A 22453-nucleotide genomic window follows, 5' to 3' on the forward strand; every position below is an offset into this window, starting at 1 on the left:
GGCTCGTTTTTTACTTTAGAATTTCCTCTTGAATAAAGACAAAATGGCAGGTAACTGCTTTTTGAAATTATTCTTCACAAATGTCTTATAATCCATGTCATAAATATTTTTGTCGTATCTGAGTTTGCCATCAAAGACACTTTTCCACATGTCAATGTGCGTCTTAATTTTCCGATAGTCGACAATGACATCGAGATATAGAGTATCTCCATTCACCGCATAGGCTTTTACCACCCAACGAATACCAATGCCCTGGTCTTCAAATAAAAATTCTTCTTCTACTTTACAACTTCTGATGTCATTTACCGAAAGGTGATAAGGAGCGTCCTTTGTATAAAAAGAGATCTTTTTCGTCGGGATATCCACCACCACCATTCGTTTTTGCCATCCCAAAAATGCCCATATAATCGTGGTTAGGCAGAAAATAGCAACGGAGACCATGAATGGAATTAGAAATAAATACCACAACCACTGATTCCCATGTAGATTTTGTAAAATATGTTGCAACATAATTACCATCACAAAAATGAGCAATCCGATCATCAACGTCATAAAAAATATGTAAGATAAAACATGAAAACCATCGTTAGACTTTATTTTTATGTGCTTATCAACCACATATTCCACTAGTTTTACCTCGATGACTCTCCAGGCATACCGAGGTATTGGTTTATGCGTACCGCCAAATGAGTCCCGAAAAAGCCAATAAAACATGAGCAAAGCAACAAGGATCATCGCCGCAAAAATAGTGTACTTTTTCCAGTTCGTTTGTTCTTTGTATAACCGCTTTTTATTGAGGCGTCGTTCCTCCCATATTTGCGAATACTTTGCCGCAGCCTGCGCATAGAGAACAGCCCCTTCGTGGTGCCCATGCTTTTTGGCCTCTTTTTCTAGATATCTTAAGGTATCTCTTCTTCGTTCTTCTCTATCTTTGACAAAAGTCTCACTGTCGCCATAATACGATTCTTGTTTTTTTGCCCACGACACAGATTGTTCGTAGTCACTGAGCAACATGTAAAATTCAGCAATCTGTTGCCGACAAGAATTTCGTAGCGGTGGGATAATATCGAGTTGATATTCAAATGTGCGCGTTTCACCAGGTTTCACGAACTCCTGCATTTGCTTTGTTTCGTTTATCGAGTAATTTTTCAGAAGTTCGAGAACGGTAGTTATGTAGGCAATCCCCTCTTTGTATTTTGCCTCGCCGCTGTATAATTTTATTTTGCGATTTACCTTACGCCACTCTCTTTGCACCTTAGAAATATCCTTCTTTTCTAAAGCGCGCTTCAATGACCTTTCTGCAACAGAGACGTTGGTAAATATCAATACTCCCAACAAGATACAGATAATACACTTCTTCATATTCACCTCGAAAAAGAAAGAGACCCTCACCGTAATCGTGACTGTCACCGTGACCGTGACCCTGACCCTAACCGTAATCGTAGCCGTAATCGTAGCCGTAATCGTAGCCGTAGTCGTAATCGTAGTCGTAGTCGTAGTCGTAGTCGAAAAATTATAGCATTTTACAAAGCATAGAAACAACACGTCTTGATAAAATCTTAGCCGTTTGCCGTAGCTCTAAATCAAAATAGCCTACAAAACCTCTAGCCACAGTCAGGGTCACGGTCACGGTGACGATTACGGCTACGGCTACGGCTACGGTGACGATTACGATTTCAAGCTCTGTACTTGACTTTTCGCGATTTCGCATATACAATAAATCAAACTATCGACTACTTTGTGAAAGGTTTGTTATTGTGCCGGCTATTTCAGGATACGCATTGGTTTCCATACTTGAATCCACGCAATGCGTTCCCCCCAAAATCATAGATACAATCCGAAAAGAGATGGAGCAAAATCCTGCAGATAACATATTGCAATCACTTAGTGAGAAAAATTTAATCCCCTGCGACGTTCACGAAAATTTACAAAATTTTCTATTGTCGATTCACAAAGCCTTTCCTTCACAGTCCGCAAAAACCCAGCGCCAAGTTAATCCGTACTTGCTCCCCGACGAAGCCAAGCGCGACATACTTTTTGCGCGTATTGTCTTATCCCAAGGTTATTGTTCACTGGAAACGATCAATAAGTGCCTTGAGATGAAATCATCTAAGGCCATGAAGAAAAAGAAACTGGGACAAATCATGGTCAGCAACCGATTTATTTCGGGGAATCGTTTTATCAAAGTGCAAAAAGAAATCGAGTTAAAGCTAGAGAAAAAAGATCTCGATACGATTATTTTCGAAGACAAAATGACGCGTATTGCCTCCAGCGAGGGTAAACTACAACTCATCGAAACCTCTATTCCCAAAAACTTTGGCTCCTACAATATCATTAGTGAGATTGCCCGCGGAGGAATGGGGGTCGTCTATAAAGCTTGGGATGATCAATTAAAGCGTACAGTTGCTCTAAAAGTTTTACGCCAATGGGAATGTCCTTCCGTAGAAGAGACGCAGCGTTTTCAACGCGAAGCGCGTCTTGCTGCCAGTTTGCAACACCCCAATATCGTCAATATATACGATGCCGACGTCATCGATGGGGTAAATTACTTCACGATGGATTATGTAGAAGGTCAACCTTTATCACTTTATCTAAAAGAAAATCAACTCGCGTATCGCGAGATTCTAAAAATCATTTACGATGTGGCCTTGGCTTTAGATTATGCGCACTCCAAAAATGTGATACATCGCGATGTAAAACCGGGAAACATCATGATTGACAAAAACGGTAAACCACGATTAACCGATTTTGGTCTTGCCAAAGCACTCAATGCCGACAGCGTTTTTATTACACAGAGTGGAAAAACAATAGGTACTCCGGCCTATATGTCTCCCGAACAAGCCTGTGGAAAAAACACCATTGATGCTCGTAGTGATATTTACTCTCTTGGAGCCATACTATATGAAATGGTAACCGGGCAACCCCCTTTTGCCGGCGAATCTTTTGGTCTTGTTATTGCCGATGTAATTTCCAAAGAGCCAAAAAAGCCTTCACGCATTAATCCTTATCTCCCCCCCGACATAGAGGTCATCAGCCTGAAAGCTATGTCAAAAGAACTCGAACATCGCTATAGTAGTGCAAAAGAAATGGCGGAAGACATCAATCGTTACTTGTTTGGCGAAAATATCAAAGCAAAATTAAACTCAGATTTATTTAAAGTTTGGAAAAACTCTAGCATTGCACTAAACAAGCTCATTCCGTCTTTTTTGCTTATACTGATCGTTTTTGGCATCGTCATGTGGAACATAAGAGAGTCTATGCAACACGACAAAGACAGAAATTTACTGCAAGAAACACATATGTTACTAGAAAAACATAATTTTATTCTGGCAAAAGACGTTGCGCAAAAAATTCAACAAAACGATATGCAAAAACAGAGTAATGAAGCGCTCAACGAAACAGCTTGTCTTCTGGTTGCCAAAGCACAACAGTATCTAAACCTCTATACAAAAAACCTCGAAAACGTAGAGGTAAAAACAAATTACAATAATATCATACATGCCTTTAACAAAGCGAAAAACGCCCAAATACTTATTGGCAACTCCAAACAAGTAAAATCAATCTTACAACGCATATACACTTTAAATCTAGAAATAGCCACAAAACACCAAAACGCCGAACACGAATTATGGTTTCGCAGTTGTTTACAGCAACTACGCGATATTGAAAAAAATAGGTAACGCGATCAACTACCCCCACTTAGTACCTAGCGGTACTTGAAGTGGGAGCTTGTAAGCTCAGTTGTTGACCAGCTTATATCAAGTGTAACAAGCTTGATAAGCGTTAGAAACGAAAATATAGGTACTCTGGGGTGCTTCTCCAGCTCCAGACTCTACGGTTAGTAGTTAAACAGGTGTAGTGGGTTAAGCCAGTGCTGCTAACATACAAAACCGTTTCATAACATTAGCGAGGAGACCTTTACCGGTTCTAAACCGAGAAACCAAAATAATTTGGTACTTTACAAAGAAAGATAGCTTTGATGCAAAGAAGAGTGTTTGTACTCAGTAAAAATAGAAAACCTCTAATGCCATGCTCTCCGGCAAGGGCGCGACAATTGTTAAAAGAAAGAAAAGCAAGTGTCTACAGACAAGAACCCTTTACCATCATTCTCCAAAAAAGAACAGAGGGAGACTTGCAGAAGGTGCAACTCAAGTTTGATCCGGGAAGTAAAATTACTGGAATAGCTCTTGTCGTATTTTTTCAAAAAGGTACAGTCGTTACTTGGGCAGCAGAACTAGAGCATCGCGGCGAAAAAATAGTCGATTTGCTAAGCAAAAGGCGTGCAATTCGCCGTAGTCGTCGCAATCGTAAAACACGATATCGCCCACCAAGATTCTGTAATCGTACAAGAAAAAAAGGATGGATTGCACCTTCTTTAAAATCAAAAGTAGATAACATCTTTAATTGGACGAAAAAACTACTCGCTTATACACCAATTGACAACTTGTGTGTAGAAACAAATCGTTTTGATACCCAGAAGCTACAAAATCCTGAGATTTCAGGTGTCGAGTATCAACAAGGAACACTGTTTGGCTACGAAATTCGCGAATACCTACTTTACAAATGGAATCATCAATGCGTCTATTGCGATGCAAAAAATGTTGCATTGGAGATAGATCACATTCATCCACGAAGTAAAGGCGGAAGTAACCGTGTATCTAATCTAACCATTAGTTGTCGTAAGTGCAACGAAAACAAAGGTAATAGTGATATCCACGATTTTTTAAACAAAGACAACAAAAGATTACAGAAAATTGTGTCTTATAGTAAAAAAACACTGCGAGATGCTGCAAGTATCAACACAACACGCTACGTCATCGGCAACCAGTTAAAGAAACTCGGTATAGATGTAGGGTTTGCAAGTGGAGGAAAAACAAAAGCAAATCGTCGACACAACGGATTCAACAAACAACACTGGATTGATGCTGCCTGTGCAGGAGAGAGTGGAGAGAATGTAACTATTTCTCAAGACCTAATACCTTTGGGTATTAGGTCTCAAGGTAGGGGCAGTAGGCAAATGTGTCGCGTGGATCAATTTGGATTCCCTCGTACAACAGCGAAAAGTCAAAAAAGGGCAAAAGGCTTTCAAACGGGTGACATCGTAAAAGCCGTTGTGACAAAAGGTAAGAAAAAGGGTGTTTATGTTGGTCGTGTTGCCGTAAGATCTAACGGATATTTCAATATCAAAACGAATAATTCTACAGTACAAGGTATTTCTTATCGTTATTGTCACTTGATACAACAAGTTGATGGATATTTTTATTTCCAGAAAGGAGATGCGAGATTGAAAAAGCCATCGTGCTCATGCTTCGCGCATTCGCGTCCGAGTGGCGATTCCTCCCCAACTTATAGAAGTCGGGGTATCCTCGCCACAAATTGATGAAATTTTTTAGCAAAAAGAAAAAAGGGACTGTACAAATTATAGAAAGCCTAACGTGTTATTGTTTTCGCATTCCCACGAAAGAAATAGTAGATATTATCAAAAAACACAAATGTCGCACGGTAGAAGCCGTTCAAATGCATTGCTCGGCCTGCGAAGGCTGCGGTGGATGTCGCCCCGACATCGAAGATTTAATTGAAGAATGTTGGACAAAAAAGGAATAGTTCATGGTCACACTAAATTGGCAAACAATTGCGCGGCAACAACTCGATCGATTTTATCAAACGGATGTCTATCCGCTAGATGTCAAAGACGTTCTCGTGGCTGTTTTACCAGAGCCAAAAAAACTCGACGACAAAAAGAATGAAGAACAGCTAAAATTACTCGAAGATATACGCACTTTACTACTCACAAAACTAGAAGACCACACGGAAGAAATTTCTTTACCTGAGGAAACAGATGCTATCACGTTTGAAAGAACCAAAATCGTGGATAGTTTTCGTAGTAGCCGCATGAGATTTGCGGCATGGCTAAATGCCCAAGCACCGCTAGCATCGAAACATAGTATCGCATTTATCTCCACAAAGACAATTCACTGGGAGTACATGGCAGAAGATTTAGTAAGCAACGATAATCATAATCTATCCGTAACTTTCAAAATAAAAGTCTCCATAAACCGGGAAAAAATGATGTTTCTCGTCGAGAATTGGTTGCGTCGTCAGGAAATCATTCATGTTTGCGAAATCAATGAAATTTTTGACATGTATCTAACCAGCATAGGCTTCGATGGTATTATAGGCTCGCATGATAGCGAAGAAGTACTAGAAAATCTAATTGTGCAACGAAAACTACAGAAAAAGCTCAATCACTCGTTGCACTTTTTCCAAAACTACGGGTTTAACGTTGAAATTACTCAGTTAAAATGGGAAACGGACCGGTCGGAAAATAAGCCCGAGAGCTTAACCGCCAAAATAGAAAAAAATCGCAAAGAATCTCCTCTGGATAACATGAGGTATGATCGTTTACAAATAAACGACATTATGGACGAAAATCGTTATGACGAACATCTTGACAAGCTCAAAAAAGAGCGTTCGAACAATGAAGAGATAATATCGCAAATTACATCGACGCGAAGAATCAAGAAAAAATACTAACGCACAGAGACGTACCGATAAATTACGAAATGAGGTAGATCATGTTTTTCAACATTTTTATGATATTTTTGGCCGCGGGACTTTTGAGTATTGTACAGGGGGTTCTCAACTGGGTTCTGGTTATTGGTGGAATTGGTTTTCTTATTTTCATTCACGAATTAGGGCACTTCGTCGTCGCAAAATACGAAGGTGTAAGAGTCGAAGCTTTTGCCCTAGGTTTCGGTAATGCCATTTTCTCGAAAAAATGGGGAGAAACCGACTATAGAATCAATTTAATTCCTTTGGGCGGTTATGTAAAAATGGCCGGAGATTTACCTGAAAATGTCCGCGGAAGATCCGATGAATTTTTTTCAAAAACCACAGGGCAGCGTGCACGTATCCTTATTGCGGGAGTAGTGATGAACGCGCTTTTTGGTTTTGTGGGTATGGCTCTTGCTTTCCAGATAGGTTCCAAATTCCTAGTACCAAAGGTAGGACTTGTACAAAATGGTAGTCCCGCATGGCAAGCCGGCTTACAAAAAGACGATATCGTACTAGAGGTCAACGGAAACAAAATATATAGTTTTAGCGATCTATTTGTAGAAGTTGCCTTTAGCAGTCCCAAAGGAGCCATTCTAAAAATACAACGTGACGGTGAAGTACAAGAAATAAAAGTTTTACCTAAATACGATGAGGTGCGAGGCGTTTCCACAATCGGAATCTACCCACCAATGCAGACGACAATGAAAGTCAAAGAAGAGACACTGGCATATCAAGCCGGTTTTCGTACCGGAGACACGATCATACGAGTCGCGAATGGGAGTTTATCAGAAAGTGAACGCGAACAAATAGAGGTCAATGATGGTTATGAAGTAGAACGTGTCATTTCGCAAATGGAAAACAGCGATCTGGCGATTACAGTCAAACGTGGTAACGAAGAGAAGGTCATCACCATAACTCCTCAGCAATACACCGTTCACCGCATTGGTATTCGTTCGCGACTTCTCAAAATAGGAAATTTAAAGCTTGATCACAAACTACCATTTCAAATCGGTGATGAATTTCTAAAAGTCGACGGCAAACACATACTAAATAACGAAATCTTAGAAAAAGAACTGGAAACATCTAAGGAACAACGACAATTCACAATTGTACGCGATGGCAAGGAAGTTACCATTGCCTTTACCGTGCAAAACGCACGCGAATTTATAGATAAGATATATTTTGTTTCTGATTTATATATTGGTCAAGTTATGGAATCATACCCTGCGCGTAAAGTCTTACAAATGGGTGATAAGATCATAAAAATGAATGATGTCAAACTCGAAAGCTGGACCGATATATACAATGCTGTGCAACAATCTAAAGGTCAACCACTTAGCGTTACCTATGAGCGTAACGGCAAAGAATACACGGCGACCCTGGAGGCAAAAAAAGTCGATATTCCCGTACTACAATTAACACATGAGCTCACAACGATTCAATCATCGAGTTTTTTAGATTCATGCCGCCTCGGTTGGATTCACACCAAAAATATGGCCAAACACATATTTTTAATGCTCAAAGGTTTATTTAGTCGTAAAGTTTCTTCCAAAACATTAGGTGGCCCGGTCACCATATTCGCAGCCTCACACACATACTTAGAATTGGGAATGGGAAGATTTATCTACTTTCTAGCTTTGGTAAGTATTAATTTGGCGATTATTAACTTACTACCAATTCCCGTTCTCGATGGTGGACATTTACTACTAACGGCAGCAGAGAAAATAAACGGAAAACCACTAGCGCCAAGAACACTGGTGTGGATAAATCACATGGGATTTTTATTTTTGTTGTTTCTCATTATTTACGTCACCGCAAATGATATACAACGTGTTTTTGGAGGCTGATAAATGCAAGAATTAGAGGTTTTTCTCAATGAACAAGTCATCATTGACACGAAATCTTCCTATCTGTTTATTGGAAACCTACAAAAAATTGGAGACTTTTTCCTAACAATGACCGACGTGGATGTTCATGATCAAAACGATTTCAGCAAAACCAAAGAAATATATGTAATGGAAGCCGCCAAATACGGCATAAAAATAAATCGAAAGTCAGTAAATATTGTAAAAGCGGAAATGATTTCTATTAGCTTACTCAGTGATATTGTAAAATACTAATGGTGCTTTAACGCACAAAAATTTCATTGTAGGTTTGTGGTAGTTTTCTGTATACTGTCAAGAGTATTTAGACTGTAATTTTAAACATGTCTTAATGAGTGGATACAAATATGTACACCTGCATTTTCGGTGTAGATATTTTTGTCCACTCCGAACATAAGCCACACCTTTTATTTGAGAAAGGAGATGCGAGTTTTCTTGATCTCGCTACCTTACAATGACAAAAGAGAAAATGCGATTATTGCGTTCTAAGTTTATTAGAACTTTGCAATTACTTAAATTAGCTAAGCAAAAAAATCTAATCGACGACGAACAATATACCCAAACAACAAAAAAATATCGCAAAAAAATTTCTTCTTTAGACGTAGAACAAGGAGAAGCGCCATCTTACGAAATACTCGGTGGCTTTGCTGCAAAGATTTTCTTTTTGCTAGTTACTTTTCTCGCCGTAGCGTACTTTTTGCCACATGCCATCGCTTTAACCTCGGCAAAGCCATCGTACCTATTCGTAGCTTTCGGCTGCCCCATTGTTTATTTAATGATCGTTTACTTACTCGATAAATATGAACCTGAACCAAAGTTGTATGTTGCCGGAGCATTTGTTTGGGGTGCCGTTTCAACGGTCATTGCACTATATCTCAATGCGTTTACTGCTGGTATTTTTGGTAGCATGGTTATTTCCATCTGTCTTGCGGGTGTCACAGAGGAACTCGCAAAAGGAATTGGAGTATACCGCCTGTCAAAACATCCAGAGTACAACGATACACTAGATGCAATTGTTTATGGATTTGCAGTAGGTCTTGGTTTTGCTGCCGTAGAAAACTTATTTTACTACTACCAGTTCATGCAAGCGGGAGCAAAAGCAAACGAACTATTAGGTAGTGTTGCCACAATGATTGCCATACGTGCTTCGCTATGCGCGTTAGGTCATGCTGTATTTACCACCACAATCGCATTGGTCTTGGCACAAGCAAAACAAGTAAAAGGTATGCCCGACATTGGTGATTTTATAAAAGGTTATTTTCTAGCCGCCATCATCCACGGAGCTTTTAACTATTTCTGTATTGCCATTGGTAATAACTCTATCATCGTCAACAGCATTATTGTCATGACCGGCTTATATATATTCTGGCTTGTAATCAAAAACAACTGGAAAGAAGTTCGCGACAACAATAACTACTTTAAAGGCTTAGGCGTACCTTCTGATATTTAATTTTACTTCAGGAACGATAGTAAATCGTTCCTGAATCTAATCCAATTGTTTCTCTGGCAGTTGTTTTTATTTGAAAAAAAAACAAAGGGATGTATAATAAATATATAGCTTCTTTGTCGTTTCTTCGTCGTATTTTGCACAATGAATTTCATAAATACACGAATTTTATATTATACTCTATGTAAAATTAACTTCTAAGATTAGAAATCATGACGAGATTACAACACAGATCGATAAATCTAACTGCCAAGAAAAATCACTTTGACATACATGATCGACAAAATTTCGAACATATTCTCCAAGGAAAGTACATTAACCAGAATCGTATCTTGGCGAACTCAAGTGATGGCTCCGACCACACTATTCGCATCGAAGAACTTCTGGGGAAAGGTGGATATGGAGAGGTCTATAGAGTATGCTACATTAATCAACCCACCCAACATTTCGCACTGAAAATTCCACGCGACCCATTAGAAATTACGCGCAATTACATAAATAATGAAATTCAAAAGCTTAACACATTGCAAAGAAGTGGTTCGAAATACATTCCCAAAATACTACCGTTTTTTTTCTTTTGGGGAGAAGAACGTATTCCTTGTTACTTGACCCACATATACAAACCCATATGCGATGTATTTCCCTCTTTTTCACAAAACGAGCCCATGGATCCGATCAATGCCCTGAAGTTGTTTTATTTGATTACACTGGGGTTAAAACACATCACTTCTCATCACATTGTGCACAACGATATCAAACCCGAAAATATCATGTTTTATGGGGAAACACCTATTATTACGGATTATGGTACGGCACGTAGTAATAGCGAAATTGACGAAGTCGAAATAGAAAGAATATCTGGACGTCTTCACGGCACTCCGATCTGGCTACCTCCAGAACTTATATCAATACATGAAGATGAATATGGTCGGCCTTATGTGTATTACAACTTAAGTAAGGTGTGTCAAAAAACAGATGTTTGGGGACTGGGGCTTATTTTGATGCGTTGTTTGACGGGTCGCAATTTATTTTCCATGTCTTCTATCACGACATTTTCTACCCCTGATATATTTTTCAAAATTAAGTATTTATTTAATGAAAATAATATTTTAGGAAAGTACAAAAGTTGGTGTCAACGTTATATCAATCGCCTGTACAAAAACAACGATCCTCTACAAAAACAAAATTTGGATATTGAGCAAATCCGTTATCTACTGGGTTCAAATAGTACAGAGCAAGATGATCCTCCCCTAACAACAAAAAGAAAGCACAAAAAAGAAATGTTTTCTTCGGGAAGGTTTATGGCAGCAAAATTACTCATGCGGAAAATTGAATTGATGAGCCGCAATCGTTCGGACGTTGAAATTCGCGACTTTTTTATTGAGACACTTTTCGAATTACACGATATTTGTACGGCACCTCTTGTTGAGCGCGTTAAAGTGTATCGACTGGTGAATACATTGGTTCAAGTATTCCCAGGCTTACGAGAGATAGATAGACAATTACATGTACCCGACTTAACTACTTGCGCACTTTATGAATGATCATCAATCCAAGAAAACATTTTTCCCATAATTTTTTCCCCAGCCATTTCGTGTAAAATTTCGTGTTTCGCATGACGCACAAGAAAAAATTCTTTTTTACAACGCAAACCGGCAAAAAAACTTTTGGTTGCCGCGACATCTGCGACTTTATCATTGTCTCCCTGCATAATGAGGGTGGGAATCTGAACCATGTGCTTTTTAGATTGTACCATTTTCATCGTTTTGTATAATTCACAAAGCCATCTTGCGGTTACCTTTTCATGGATAAAAGGATCAAGAGAGTATTCATGACCAATATTCGGATCATTGCTCATATTCTCTATTTCCATTTTATAGTCCACGGCAAATTTAGGTAATGCTACGTTCGAAAACTTGGCCATGGTCTTTTTCCAAACAGAAGGTTGGTTCTTCATGTGAAGGAGGGGACTACAAAGAATATTTCCTTTGACATAACATTTGTTAAGATGAGTAAAAAGAACTGCAAGAAGGGCTCCCATGTTGTGTCCTAAAACAAAAGGGTTTTTCATTCCCTTAAATTCACGAAGAAAGGCATAAAAATTTCCCACATCGACAATATAGTCTTCTACTTGGTTGATAAAACCTCTTTTTCCTTCGGAACGTCCATAACCCGTTAGGTCAAAGATGTAAAAGTTGTAGCCGTTTTGTGCGAAAAAATCGCCGATTTTTTTATAACGGCCTCCATGATCTAACGCACCATGAATACCGATGATATCGGCTTTGGCATTAGACTGTTGCCAATAGCGATAGAATAGCCATCTATTTTCGGAGGGGAAAAATCCTTCGCAGTTAAGTACACTTTGGTTACTCATTCCTATAAAACTCTCTAAACAATAGTTATTGGAATTGTTATTTTAGCTCTATAAGGCAAACCAGAAAAAGTTCAAACTCTCGACAGATTGTCGTTTATCGAATATGTACTACATAATGGTTTAGTTTATAGCAGGCGAAATTTGCAAAAAATTGTAGTTTGTAAAAATGGTTTTTAGCAACTCTAACAAAGGGAATGTTTGTTGTCAAAAAAAAAATCCTCCCATTGCTTTTTCCTTTGAAAGATTCTATGCAGTTGCTATAATTTACCATATATAATACTGCCATTTAAATACAAGGCATAATAATTACGGTGTATCTCAAAATTTTTGGAATGATCTTATTACTATGGCTAGACATATAAAACAATTAAAAGAATTCTCTCAAAATAAAGAGTTGGTCCTACTAGTAGGCTCCAGTGTAAAAAACCCCTCTCCTCATACAAGTTTTGTAGAAAAATTTTTATCTACTTTGCAAAATAGCTGGGATGTTTTAGAACTTTATCTTCCAGAGGTAAGGGAACGAGGTTTAACAACAGAGGCCTTTTACCGAGTATTTTACGAGTATTTTGCCGATGAAGTATTTACACCTCTACAAAGTTTTAAATACGAAAAAGCGGATCCATACTACCAAACCATCGCACAAATCGTAGCCAACCAAAAACTTCTAGCGCTTGGTACTGCAGATATAGACAATAGATTAGCTCTTGCATTACAACAAGAATACCACGACATCCCTTTCGAACAACACGCAGATACAAATATTCCGTATGTATCGTATTTAAACGGATGTATAGAAAATGAAGATTCATTGGTGGCGACTTTAGAACAAGAAAGCCACAAACTCCAAGGAGCTTCTCCTAACTTAGAAAAAGTCTATCACTTTATTACCAAAAACGAAAATGCCAAAGCAGTACTCCTTTTAGGACTGCACCCTGATGACTTTTGCTGGAAAAAAACATATGGTTTGATGGTACAACTTGCGAAAAAATATCCTCAGAAAACCATTTATTGGATGTATACAGAAAAATCCATGGCCCTGGAGCACTTGAAGCAGTTAGGTAATGTCCAACTGATTCCATACTCTCCAGATGTTTTGGCAGAGGTATTCGACCTACAACATGTCCAAGAAACTGTCGATAATATAGATACCGCAGCACTGGACAAATGGTTAGAGGCGAAAAACGCCGACCCTGATCTCCTTGAATTTGCAGGAGCACTACTCAACGAAGTGATTAGTCGTTCACATGCATTGCAAGTTTTGGAATATGCGATGAGTAGTTACCAAAGCGAAGGGAACTCTGCAGGACTCGCAAGAGTACATCGCCTTAAAGGCTCCATTTATTTCGAACAAGGGCATTTGGAAAAATCAATCCATAACCACAATGAAGCTATTGCGCTATGGAACCGCGCAAACCAAGAGTATCAACTTGCAAAAGAAAATATGATGCTTGCCGACACTTACTGGAATGCAGGAGCAACAGATCGCGCCTTACAACATTATGGCGAAGCTCTTTCTATTTACAATATGTTAGAAAACATAAGTGGAATATCGTCGGTAACAGATAAGCTAGCGAGAATTTGCGATATTGATGAAGATTACGAATTGGCACAACGCTACTACAACGAAAGCTTAGAAGCCAAAAAGAAAAAGTATCAATACAGCGAAATGGTACAAACACTTCTCAATTTGAGCGCATCTTTGATCAAAAATCAGGATTGGGAACAAGCGACGACAAACTTAAACGAAGCACTACGCATTGGCAATGAGTTCTACTGCCATTCTTCTCTAGAAGAGGTTCACCAACACCTAGGTCTAATTGCAATGAGTGCGCTCGATTACAAACGTGCATATGACCATTACCAGACCTCTTACGAGATTTACCAAGCGCAAAAAGATATTTTATCATCGGTGTTTGTCAACTGCAATTTGGGACATATTTGTGCAAAATTAGAAAATTATGATGAGTCCGTAAAATATTACGAAGGCGCTCTTGAAAGTTACGAAAAAATGGGCGACTGGCAACATTTGGCAGCGATATATAACAACTTGGGCTATATAAATACTTGTCGTAAAGAATGTGGCTTGGCCGAAGAATATTTTTCGCGTTCCGTAGAGATATTTGTGGCTCTTGGTGATGTAATGAATCTAATACGTACACATGGTAACCTTGCGCGCGTTTACACAATGCAAGGTGAGTTCGAAAACGCCATTGAATGTTACCTCGCCAACGTCGAAATGCTTTCACAATTAGACGAAAAAGTAGAGCTGGCGTCCACATTAATCGCCATATCAATAGTTCAAGCCCAGAGCGACCAAAAAGACGCATCACAAAAAAGCATCAACGAAGCCATTGAAATATACCAATCCCTAGGGATGGAAAAAGAAACACAGGAAGCACAAGAAATTTTACAAAATTTGTGTGCAAACTAGATTTTGGAATAAAAAATGCCGTGGGTGCGCAAAAAATTTAAAAAGTGTAAAGTATATGTTCTCGTTGACGCGCAAGGCCAAATCGTGATAGAAAATAACCTTGCGCAAATAAAATATCGAGGCGTTGACGACGACAAAATTTACAATGCTCGTTTAGCAGATATTGAAGAATTAGAAAATTCTAGTACACAAGAAAATGCTAGTACACAAGAAAATTCTAGTACACAAGAAAATTCTAGTACACAAGAAAATTCTAATACACAAAAGAATAGTGAAAAACAACATTCCAATGTAAAACAAGATACACCAACAAATACATCTGTGCAGCAAAATCCTACCTCTTCGCAAATAGAAATATATACAGATGGCGCCTGTACAGGAAATCCTGGTCCAGCAGGCATTGGTATATATTTTCGTTTTGGTAAACACCAAAAAGAAATTAGTGAATACATTGGACATGCAACAAATAACATCGCAGAGCTAACGGCAATTAAAAAAGCGTTAGAGTCTCTAAAGAGTAACGAATATCCCGTTACAATATTTAGCGACTCGCAATACTCTCTTTCTGTTTTAAATGGTGCCTACAAGGCAAAAAAAAATAAAGAGTTGATCGAATCAATTCAACAATTAATGTCGAATTTTAAACACCTTAAATTAGTAAAAGTCGCAGGGCACTCTGGTATTGCTGGCAACGAAAAAGCAGATCGACTAGCAGTGTCTGCTATCGAAAATGCAAACAATGGATAAATACAAACAGATTCCATCAGTAAGTCGCTTACTTGAAGATACCAACATTCGTACAATACAAGTATCCCGTGAAATAAAAGTGCAAGTAATTCGCGACTACCTACAAAAATTACGCCGCAATATTGAAACACATAACGTTGTGTATGAAGACATCGCTCAAGAAATTTGCCACATTATTGCATCTCAAGTAAAGAGCTTACGTCGTTGTATCAATGCCACCGGAATTATACTACACACAGGCTTAGGACGTGCACCTATTTCGCAAGATATTTTAGACAAACTACATAGTGATTTGCGTGGATATATCAATTTAGAAATTGACTGTACCAGTGGTACGAGATCACATCGCGACGATCACTTGCGCACAATATTAAAAAGCCTCACAGGTGCTGAGGATGCTTCCATTGTAAATAATAACGCTGCGGCAGTGCTTATTGCAATATCCACCGTTGCAAAAAATAAAGAAGTTATTGTGAGTAGTGGACAACTTGTTGAAATAGGCGGTAGTTTTCGTATTCCGGAGGTAATAGAACAAAGCGGCGCAAAACTCCGAATTGTAGGGTGTACAAACAAAACATATATTCGTGATTACGAAAATGCCATTAATGAAAATACCGCAGCGATTTTGCATGTACATACCAGTAATTACAAAATTGTTGGATTTTGTCACGAACCAGGACTTGACGAGCTTTCTAAGCTAGCAAAAAAACACAACATCGCTCTAATCGAGGATGCTGGATCGGGACTCTTAAACGACTTTTCTGTGCCTATATTGAAAAGTGAATTAACAGTAAAAAATAGTATCCGTTGCGGTGTAGACCTGATTACCTTTTCAGGAGATAAACTTTTAGGCGGATGTCAGGCGGGTATTATCGTTGGAAAACAGAAATTTATCCAAGGTATACGCAAAAACCCTTTACTTCGTGCGTTGCGCGTAGACAAATTTACAACATTTATCTTGCAACAAGCGCTGTATAACTATCAAACAAATGTACACAAAACAAACCCTGTATTCGAAATGCTAACGAGAACCGCACAAGAAACACAACAAATTTCGGAACAAATAGCCAATGCCTTGCACGGGCAATCGCAATGGGAAATTAATGTAGAACAATTTCCTGGTTATGCAGGAAGTGGGGCACTACCGGCGATGGAAATCGAATCTTTTGCGGTAGCAATTCGTTCCCCACAACTTTCATTAACTTCTTTGGCTCAAAAACTGAGGCTCAATGATCCGGCACTATTCACCGTTTTAAAAAACAACACATTATATGTTGCCCCGAGGTCTTTACTAAAAGGTGAACACAGCGAAGTTATTGATATACTCAAAAAATACATTTGCTTGTAGAGCTTTTGCTTTGATATACTTGATTCTTAAATCCGTCGTTTGTGTAAAAAAATGTGGTAAGAATACTACAGATCCGATAACCACTAATATTGGCGCTTATAACTTGCATTTACTATAGAGGAATATACTATGGAATTCACCATTGATACCGAATATTATCAACAAGATGGTGTAGGCGAAATTGCCTTGCTACAACTTTGTGGACCAATAGACCAAAAAAGCGTTCCTATTTTTGAAGCGGAAATCCAAGAGTTGTTCAAAAACGACATTTGTCGTTTTGTATTAGACTTATCAAATACCAAATACCTAAATAGTTCAGGATTAGGGCTCCTTATTAACATTGCTCACAAAGTAAATGTTGTGGGTGGTGGAATTCGGCTGGTAAACGTCGCCGAAAAATTTAGAGTACTATTTGATATGCTTGGCTTGGACTCTTCATTGCCTATCTACGAAAATCGCGATGTAGCATTGCGATCTTTTGGCTCTGGCGAACTACGTTTGAAATCAAGCGACTCGGATTCTATAGATCAACCGGCTCCAGAAAGTGAAGTCGAAGATACTTCTGGCGAAGAAGAACAACAAATATCTAGCCAAACGGCAGATCCCCTCTTAGAAGATGTAGGCGAAGAAGATGATGAAGATGATGAAAGAGAAGCCGTATCCCTTCTCAACAAAAAAACATTGCCCAATTTAAAAAAGAATCTTGCCGACAAACAAGATACAAGCCTTAAATTTACAGGTGCCCCTCAAGAGGAAGAGCAAAAACAACAAGAGCAACAAGACGATCTTTACGAACCAGAAAGACCTGTAGAAATCGAAGACGATCCAAACTTTGAACTAACAGGAAGTTTATCCGCACTTGCTGACATGATTACAGATGATGGTATTGCTTCTAACGAAGATACACAAGAACAAGAAGAGCAAGCCCCAGCCCCATCTGAAGAACCACAACTTGACACAGCTCCACAAGAAGAAGCTGCTGAGGATGAAGAAGATGAAGAAGTCTCCGTTTCGTTAATTCAAAAAGCTTTCTCCGATGAAGCAGCGAAGCACTCACATTCATCGTTAGCGCATAGCCCTGTAGAAGAAGTTGAACAGCAACAGGAAGAACCACAGCAAGAGGAACAACAAGAAGAACAACAAGTACCGGAACCAACAGTAGAAGAGTCCGCCCCCGTCGAACAAACCGTTCCACAACAACCTGCGGCTTCGCAGCCAGAACCTCCGGCAGTCGCTCCTCAGCCACAACCACAGCAAACAGCGCCACAGCAAACAATACCTGTCGCACCACAACCAGTGCAACAGCCCGTGGCAAGATCGAGTATTTCGTCGCGTCAGAGAAGAGTTGTGCAAAAACCTATTGAGAAAACATTACAATGGTACACTGCCGTAGAATACTACAATCAAATGAAGAGAAATCGCACTTTTCCTTTGACTCTTCAAGTATCAAAGGTTGATGTTGTCGATGGTGGAAAAGAATTTCTTGAGAAATTACAAAATACCAACGTTATGTTTGTTCCACGCTTTCCAGGTTGCCAAGTGGTACCTGAAAGAGTGTGCCTCGACATCTCAAAAGACAATTTAAGTGCGGAGTTTTGGATAACACCTTTTACCAAGGGAGATATCCCTGGCTGGGTAGAAACCCAATACCAAGGACAAACCTCTTCTTTTGTAAAAACGCCTTTTAAAGTCAAAAATTACTTTGCCGTTCTCGTCACTTTTGTACTCAGTTTTGTCGCATTGCTATCGCATTCATCACAGCACCTAAACTTTCTCAACGACTACATTGCAGCGAATCAAAAAATTTGGGTTCATATTGGTGTCGGCTTTTTATTATTACTAACTTCGTTTTTCTTCCTCAAGAAATCTTCACCAAAAATCGATATCGTCGAAAAACTAAGCCGCGAAAAAATGCACTAAGTGGTAATTTAGGGCGTTTTTCGCCCTAAACCCCATCCCTTAAAGGTCAAAACCGATGTCTTTCCATTACAAACAACTTATCTGTAGAACTATATTTTTTACACTTTTTCTTATGCAGTTGGGATGTGGCGTTCTTGTAGGAACAACGGTTGACGCCGCACGAAATATTGCCACCTATCCTCTAAAAGAATATGTTTTTTGGGGAGCGTACAAGTACGATAATAAGTGGGACACGCCCTATAAACCAATCGAAACCCCCGAAGACCACGGAGAAATGCTTCTAGGCATAGCCGTTTCAGGCGGTGGGAGTCGTTCAGCGTACTTTTTTGCAAGTGTCATGAAAGAACTCAGTAAGGTAAAAACCTCTACAGGAAAATCACTAGTAGATGAAATCGATTACATATCTAGTGTATCTGGTGGGAGTCTGGCATCGGCATACTACTGCCTTACGCGTTATAAAGATAAAAAAAGTATCCATGACAAACAGTTTTTTGATAATTTCAAAAAGGCCATGAGTTCTAATTTTCAGATACAAGCCGTTGTTCGATTGCTATTGTATGGCTACTGGATCGTCGACTTTGTCACTTACTACAACAGAGGAGATTTGTTTGCCGGTATCTGGGAAGATAATTTTTGGGGAAATGCCACATTCAAAGATTTGCTAGCAACAGAAAAAAACGGAGCACCAAAACTTATCATCAATGGTACAGATCTCAGCGGCGGACATAAATTCGTTTTTTCCACCATACGCGATCAAAAATTCAACAATTCTAAATACTTTGAACGTTTGAGCAAAGCGGGCTTTTTGAAACATGCGACGACAAAAAGCCACACTCCTTTCAAAACAATTGGTTTCGAAACACTACAATCAGACATTGCCCAATATCCTGTATCCAAAGCTGTCGTGGCTTCTGCATCTGTACCTAATTTATTAGGCCCTGTAACTTTACGCGATTACAGCAAGAAGTCACAGTATATAAATGTTTCGGATGGCGGTATTTATGACAACTACGGCGTAGAAAGTTTGATGGAGATTTTCACCACGATTCTCGATAAAAACCCTGGTATGAAAGCCAAAATTATTATTGTGGATGGCTCAGGATATTTTGACGTTGATAAAGTGGACTCAGGAGAATCCCTTGATGTGGCATATTTTTCATTGCGTCCCTTAGAAATATCATGGTTACGTACCAAAAGCTATATGGAATACGTATTTCAACAAGCCCATAAATTTGTCAACGACCAAGGAGAGAAACCATATAGAAACCTAAGTTACCAAGTTCTGAGCTTATATGACGTTTTACCTTCCCAAGAAAAAAAAGGTGTCATTACCGGAGAAAAGGCCATTGATACACTTTTGCGTCCCGACTTAACTACATTGAATTTTTTCAAAAAAGTATCTTCCATTCAAACCAATTTTGCTATTTCTGCAGAAGATGCCGAAATTGTTGATGAAGTGGCAAAAAAAGTGGTGAATAAATTGAGGACAAAATGAACTGGAAGACAATAGCCAATCAGAAATGTGAACAACCATTTGTAAAATTTTGGTTTCGACTTGCGGATTTGCCGGAAAAAAAAATTAAATGGATTGCAAATGCCGAGGATTTAACGCGCTTGTTCTATGAGATTGATACAAACCGTAATATCGACAGTGAAGTTTTGCGGTTTGTTGCTCATTACGTTTATCATCAAGACATGGTAATTTTCCAACAAAACCTACCTCAAATCCTAAAAAACCACAATATCAACACGACAAGTTCCATGAAAGAACTGGTAAACTTCATGCAAGACTTGTCTCCACAGAAAATAAAAAATGTGGCTATCCAACTTCAAGTCAAAGAAGATAGTGAAAAAGCACAACCAGTTAATGTTGAAATCCAATCCCAGGAAGACGATTTTATTTCTTTTGACTTACGCCAACCAGATGAAGAAATAGATACTCTCGAAACATGCGAATTCGAAATCGAAAAATCATCAAACCTAGCACAAACACTACGCAATGCCCTATCGAACACCGAACGCTATAAAAAAGCGGCTCATAGTACACGAAAGTGGTTACAAAATGGTACGCAAAAAAGTTGGCGATGGTTAAAAAAGCGTAAATTTTTTCAACCCGAGATTTCGAAAATCTCTTTGTGGACGTGGAACAAGTGCAAAAAAGGACAAAACTGGTTATTTTATCAACAAGAAATATATGTACGTATTCCCAAAAAAAAGCCTTTCACTGGTTATGCCGCCATTCTTACTCATAAACGCTTAAAAATCAAACTGGCTATTTCTAAAAACAGACGCAAAGGCCTAATTGATTGTAATTCAGGTGACTTTTTGCGTACTATAAAAGGCATGCTACAATCGTCCAAGTTAGAAACACCACAGCGCGAAATACTTACACAGATGAAAGATTCTCTACTCATTCGCCAAAAAATGCTCACCCAACCAGAAACAATATTCGATATTATTAACTATGGCGAAAAGACATTTGCCAAAATTCTGTTGTCTTTAAGTCAAATCACCAATAAACGGAAAATTAATCGTCAAATTTATCAGTACCTTTTGCTACAAGTAGAGCCGCTTCTCATTGAGCACCATACGGATTTTCGTCGTGAATTACAAAAAACAGCTCATCTACAGGGTTTAAAAAATTTATTGAAAAAGTACCCTCTAAAGCGACTTTCTATCATTGATAAGTACAAAGAACTACGAATTATTTACAAAGTAAAATGCATTACCCGTGAGTACGAAAAAACCCCCCATAAATTGGTAGCAATATTAAACTTGTACTTGGGTACTACGGGAGAAACGAATATTCGCAAAGTGCTACCTAAAATACTACATACAAATGATATAAACCTGCGGGTTATTAACGCTCTATATGGAGATCGTTATCTCGAAGACCTATTAAAAACCCTCAAAGAACTGCAAAAACAAACGCAGTGCAAAAATATAGCGCAACCACTAGAACAAATTATCAACAGTTTTCTCAGCAACAAAAAGTTTAGCTTTAGCGAATTTAAGAGCAGCCTTAATTTTGTACCAGGCAAACTACAAAGTAGAATTACAGCCCTTGTTCGCCGCAAGTTACAAGAACAACTTACCGTTCACGTGAATAATATCTTAGTTCAAGAAGGTCGCTATATTAGGCGCTACAACGACTTACTCGCACACCTATTACTCCCGCAATACGAAGGTGCGAATTTAGTAATCTATGGTGTCGCTCCACAAAACATAGCGCAAAGAATAAAAGGGATTACCTACCAAGAAAAAACAATTGACCGTGCAATTCAACATGCCTTTTCCGAGCTGAAAATACCCAAGGACCTAGTTATTCTCATCAAAAAAGCCAAATCTGCACAACAACTTGCGCAACAAAAAGACCTACCAAATTGCATTCGCATTCTAGAAAAGATACACAACATGCTACAAAAGCAAGAGCCCATCAATTTGCGCAAAGCAATTATCTCACTGTTTAAACAACACGGCAATGTAAACTTTTCCACATCTTCCAAAACAATAACTGGTTACACAATTGCCCATAATCTAAGTCGTTTTTTTAACGACCACACAGTAGAAAAACTTAGCATTCCAGACGAAATAAATCCCACAGTTTATGATCGATTAAATAGCATTATGGAAAAATCGGGGCGTTTGCAGAAATTGTAGAATGAATGGTTTCCCGCTTACGCGCATACGTGTCAAGCAAAGAGTAAAAGCTTTTTTAATAAAGACTTACAAATCCGTGTCATTCCCG

16 protein-coding genes are annotated in these 22453 nt (G+C 38.8%); 14 read left to right on the plus strand and 2 right to left on the minus strand.

Translation table 11 applies throughout. The features are described from left to right. Positions 1–15: 15 nt before the first annotated feature. Complete coding sequence (locus tag UABAM_RS11710) at positions 16–1362, minus strand: hypothetical protein (RefSeq protein ID WP_151968190.1); 1347 nt, start codon at positions 1360–1362, stop codon at positions 16–18. Positions 1363–1631: 269 nt separating this feature from the next. Between UABAM_RS11710 and UABAM_RS11715 the strand changes: the two genes are divergently transcribed. The 8 genes from UABAM_RS11715 (at position 1632) to UABAM_RS11750 (ending at position 11429) form a co-directional block, all read left to right on the plus strand. After that, positions 1632–3680 carry a serine/threonine protein kinase gene (locus UABAM_RS11715; RefSeq protein WP_151968191.1) on the plus strand — a complete coding sequence of 683 codons (2049 nt, stop codon included), beginning with the start codon at positions 1632–1634 and terminating at the stop codon, positions 3678–3680. Between the two features lie 299 nt (positions 3681–3979). Next, entirely contained in the window at positions 3980–5380 is a 1401-nt protein-coding gene (gene iscB, locus UABAM_RS11720) for an RNA-guided endonuclease IscB (protein WP_151968192.1), read from the plus strand. Further along, a complete protein-coding gene (locus UABAM_RS11725; RefSeq protein WP_229759423.1) occupies positions 5380–5604 on the plus strand; it encodes a (2Fe-2S)-binding protein in 225 nt (74 codons plus the stop codon). The genes iscB and UABAM_RS11725 overlap by 1 nt, the downstream gene beginning before the upstream one ends. A gap of 3 nt (positions 5605–5607) precedes the next feature. Then, entirely contained in the window at positions 5608–6534 is a 927-nt protein-coding gene (locus UABAM_RS11730) for a hypothetical protein (RefSeq protein WP_151968194.1), read from the plus strand. Between the two features lie 41 nt (positions 6535–6575). After that, positions 6576–8402, plus strand: a complete 1827-nt coding sequence (gene rseP / locus UABAM_RS11735; RefSeq protein ID WP_151968195.1) for an RIP metalloprotease RseP — start codon at positions 6576–6578, stop codon at positions 8400–8402. 3 nt (positions 8403–8405) lie between these two features. Further along, a complete protein-coding gene (locus tag UABAM_RS11740) occupies positions 8406–8675 on the plus strand; it encodes a hypothetical protein (RefSeq protein WP_151968196.1) in 270 nt (89 codons plus the stop codon). A 232-nt stretch (positions 8676–8907) separates the two neighbouring features. Next, complete coding sequence (locus UABAM_RS11745; protein WP_173013261.1) at positions 8908–9888, plus strand: PrsW family intramembrane metalloprotease; 981 nt, start codon at positions 8908–8910, stop codon at positions 9886–9888. 209 nt (positions 9889–10097) lie between these two features. Further along, a complete protein-coding gene (locus UABAM_RS11750; protein ID WP_151968198.1) occupies positions 10098–11429 on the plus strand; it encodes a protein kinase domain-containing protein in 1332 nt (443 codons plus the stop codon). On the opposite strand, the gene UABAM_RS11755 is transcribed toward UABAM_RS11750, so the two are convergent. Then, positions 11420–12259, minus strand: coding sequence for an alpha/beta hydrolase (locus tag UABAM_RS11755; RefSeq protein ID WP_151968199.1), 840 nt, complete (start codon positions 12257–12259; stop codon positions 11420–11422). The genes UABAM_RS11750 and UABAM_RS11755 overlap by 10 nt on opposite strands. Before the next feature lie 346 nt (positions 12260–12605). On the opposite strand from UABAM_RS11755, the gene UABAM_RS11760 reads away from it, so the two are divergent. The 6 genes from UABAM_RS11760 to UABAM_RS11785 all read left to right on the plus strand — a co-directional run bounded on the left by UABAM_RS11760 (position 12606) and on the right by UABAM_RS11785 (position 22365). Beyond that, positions 12606–14690, plus strand: a complete 2085-nt coding sequence (locus tag UABAM_RS11760; RefSeq protein ID WP_151968200.1) for a tetratricopeptide repeat protein — start codon at positions 12606–12608, stop codon at positions 14688–14690. A 15-nt stretch (positions 14691–14705) separates the two neighbouring features. Next, positions 14706–15437, plus strand: coding sequence for a ribonuclease HI (locus UABAM_RS11765; protein ID WP_151968201.1), 732 nt, complete (start codon positions 14706–14708; stop codon positions 15435–15437). Beyond that, positions 15430–16785 (plus strand): L-seryl-tRNA(Sec) selenium transferase, encoded by a 1356-nt coding sequence (gene selA, locus UABAM_RS11770; protein WP_173013262.1) that lies wholly within the window; start codon positions 15430–15432, stop codon positions 16783–16785. The genes UABAM_RS11765 and selA overlap by 8 nt, the downstream gene beginning before the upstream one ends. Before the next feature lie 129 nt (positions 16786–16914). Next, the gene (locus UABAM_RS11775; RefSeq protein WP_151968203.1) at positions 16915–18705 is read left to right on the plus strand and encodes an STAS domain-containing protein; all 1791 of its coding nucleotides are present in this window, start codon (positions 16915–16917) and stop codon (positions 18703–18705) included. 55 nt (positions 18706–18760) lie between these two features. Further along, entirely contained in the window at positions 18761–20200 is a 1440-nt protein-coding gene (locus UABAM_RS11780; RefSeq protein WP_151968204.1) for a patatin-like phospholipase family protein, read from the plus strand. Further along, a complete protein-coding gene (locus tag UABAM_RS11785) occupies positions 20197–22365 on the plus strand; it encodes a hypothetical protein (RefSeq protein ID WP_151968205.1) in 2169 nt (722 codons plus the stop codon). Before UABAM_RS11780 ends, UABAM_RS11785 begins: the two co-directional genes overlap by 4 nt. Positions 22366–22453 lie beyond the last annotated feature (88 nt).

It is taken from the genome of Candidatus Uabimicrobium amorphum (assembly GCF_009002475.1).
Lineage (GTDB): Bacteria > Planctomycetota > Uabimicrobiia > Uabimicrobiales > Uabimicrobiaceae > Uabimicrobium > Uabimicrobium amorphum.

Coding starts and splice junctions, on each gene's coding strand:
- iscB (WP_151968192.1), top strand. CDS start 3,980: ATGCAAAGAAGAGTGTTTGTACTCAGTAAAAATAGAAAACCTCTAATG.
- UABAM_RS11755 (WP_151968199.1), bottom strand. CDS start 12,259: ATGAGTAACCAAAGTGTACTTAACTGCGAAGGATTTTTCCCCTCCGAA.
- UABAM_RS11725 (WP_229759423.1), top strand. CDS start 5,380: ATGAAATTTTTTAGCAAAAAGAAAAAAGGGACTGTACAAATTATAGAA.
- UABAM_RS11760 (WP_151968200.1), top strand. CDS start 12,606: ATGGCTAGACATATAAAACAATTAAAAGAATTCTCTCAAAATAAAGAG.
- UABAM_RS11765 (WP_151968201.1), top strand. CDS start 14,706: ATGCCGTGGGTGCGCAAAAAATTTAAAAAGTGTAAAGTATATGTTCTC.
- UABAM_RS11710 (WP_151968190.1), bottom strand. CDS start 1,362: ATGAAGAAGTGTATTATCTGTATCTTGTTGGGAGTATTGATATTTACC.
- UABAM_RS11775 (WP_151968203.1), top strand. CDS start 16,915: ATGGAATTCACCATTGATACCGAATATTATCAACAAGATGGTGTAGGC.
- rseP (WP_151968195.1), top strand. CDS start 6,576: ATGTTTTTCAACATTTTTATGATATTTTTGGCCGCGGGACTTTTGAGT.
- selA (WP_173013262.1), top strand. CDS start 15,430: ATGGATAAATACAAACAGATTCCATCAGTAAGTCGCTTACTTGAAGAT.
- UABAM_RS11730 (WP_151968194.1), top strand. CDS start 5,608: ATGGTCACACTAAATTGGCAAACAATTGCGCGGCAACAACTCGATCGA.
- UABAM_RS11740 (WP_151968196.1), top strand. CDS start 8,406: ATGCAAGAATTAGAGGTTTTTCTCAATGAACAAGTCATCATTGACACG.
- UABAM_RS11780 (WP_151968204.1), top strand. CDS start 18,761: ATGTCTTTCCATTACAAACAACTTATCTGTAGAACTATATTTTTTACA.
- UABAM_RS11745 (WP_173013261.1), top strand. CDS start 8,908: ATGCGATTATTGCGTTCTAAGTTTATTAGAACTTTGCAATTACTTAAA.
- UABAM_RS11750 (WP_151968198.1), top strand. CDS start 10,098: ATGACGAGATTACAACACAGATCGATAAATCTAACTGCCAAGAAAAAT.
- UABAM_RS11785 (WP_151968205.1), top strand. CDS start 20,197: ATGAACTGGAAGACAATAGCCAATCAGAAATGTGAACAACCATTTGTA.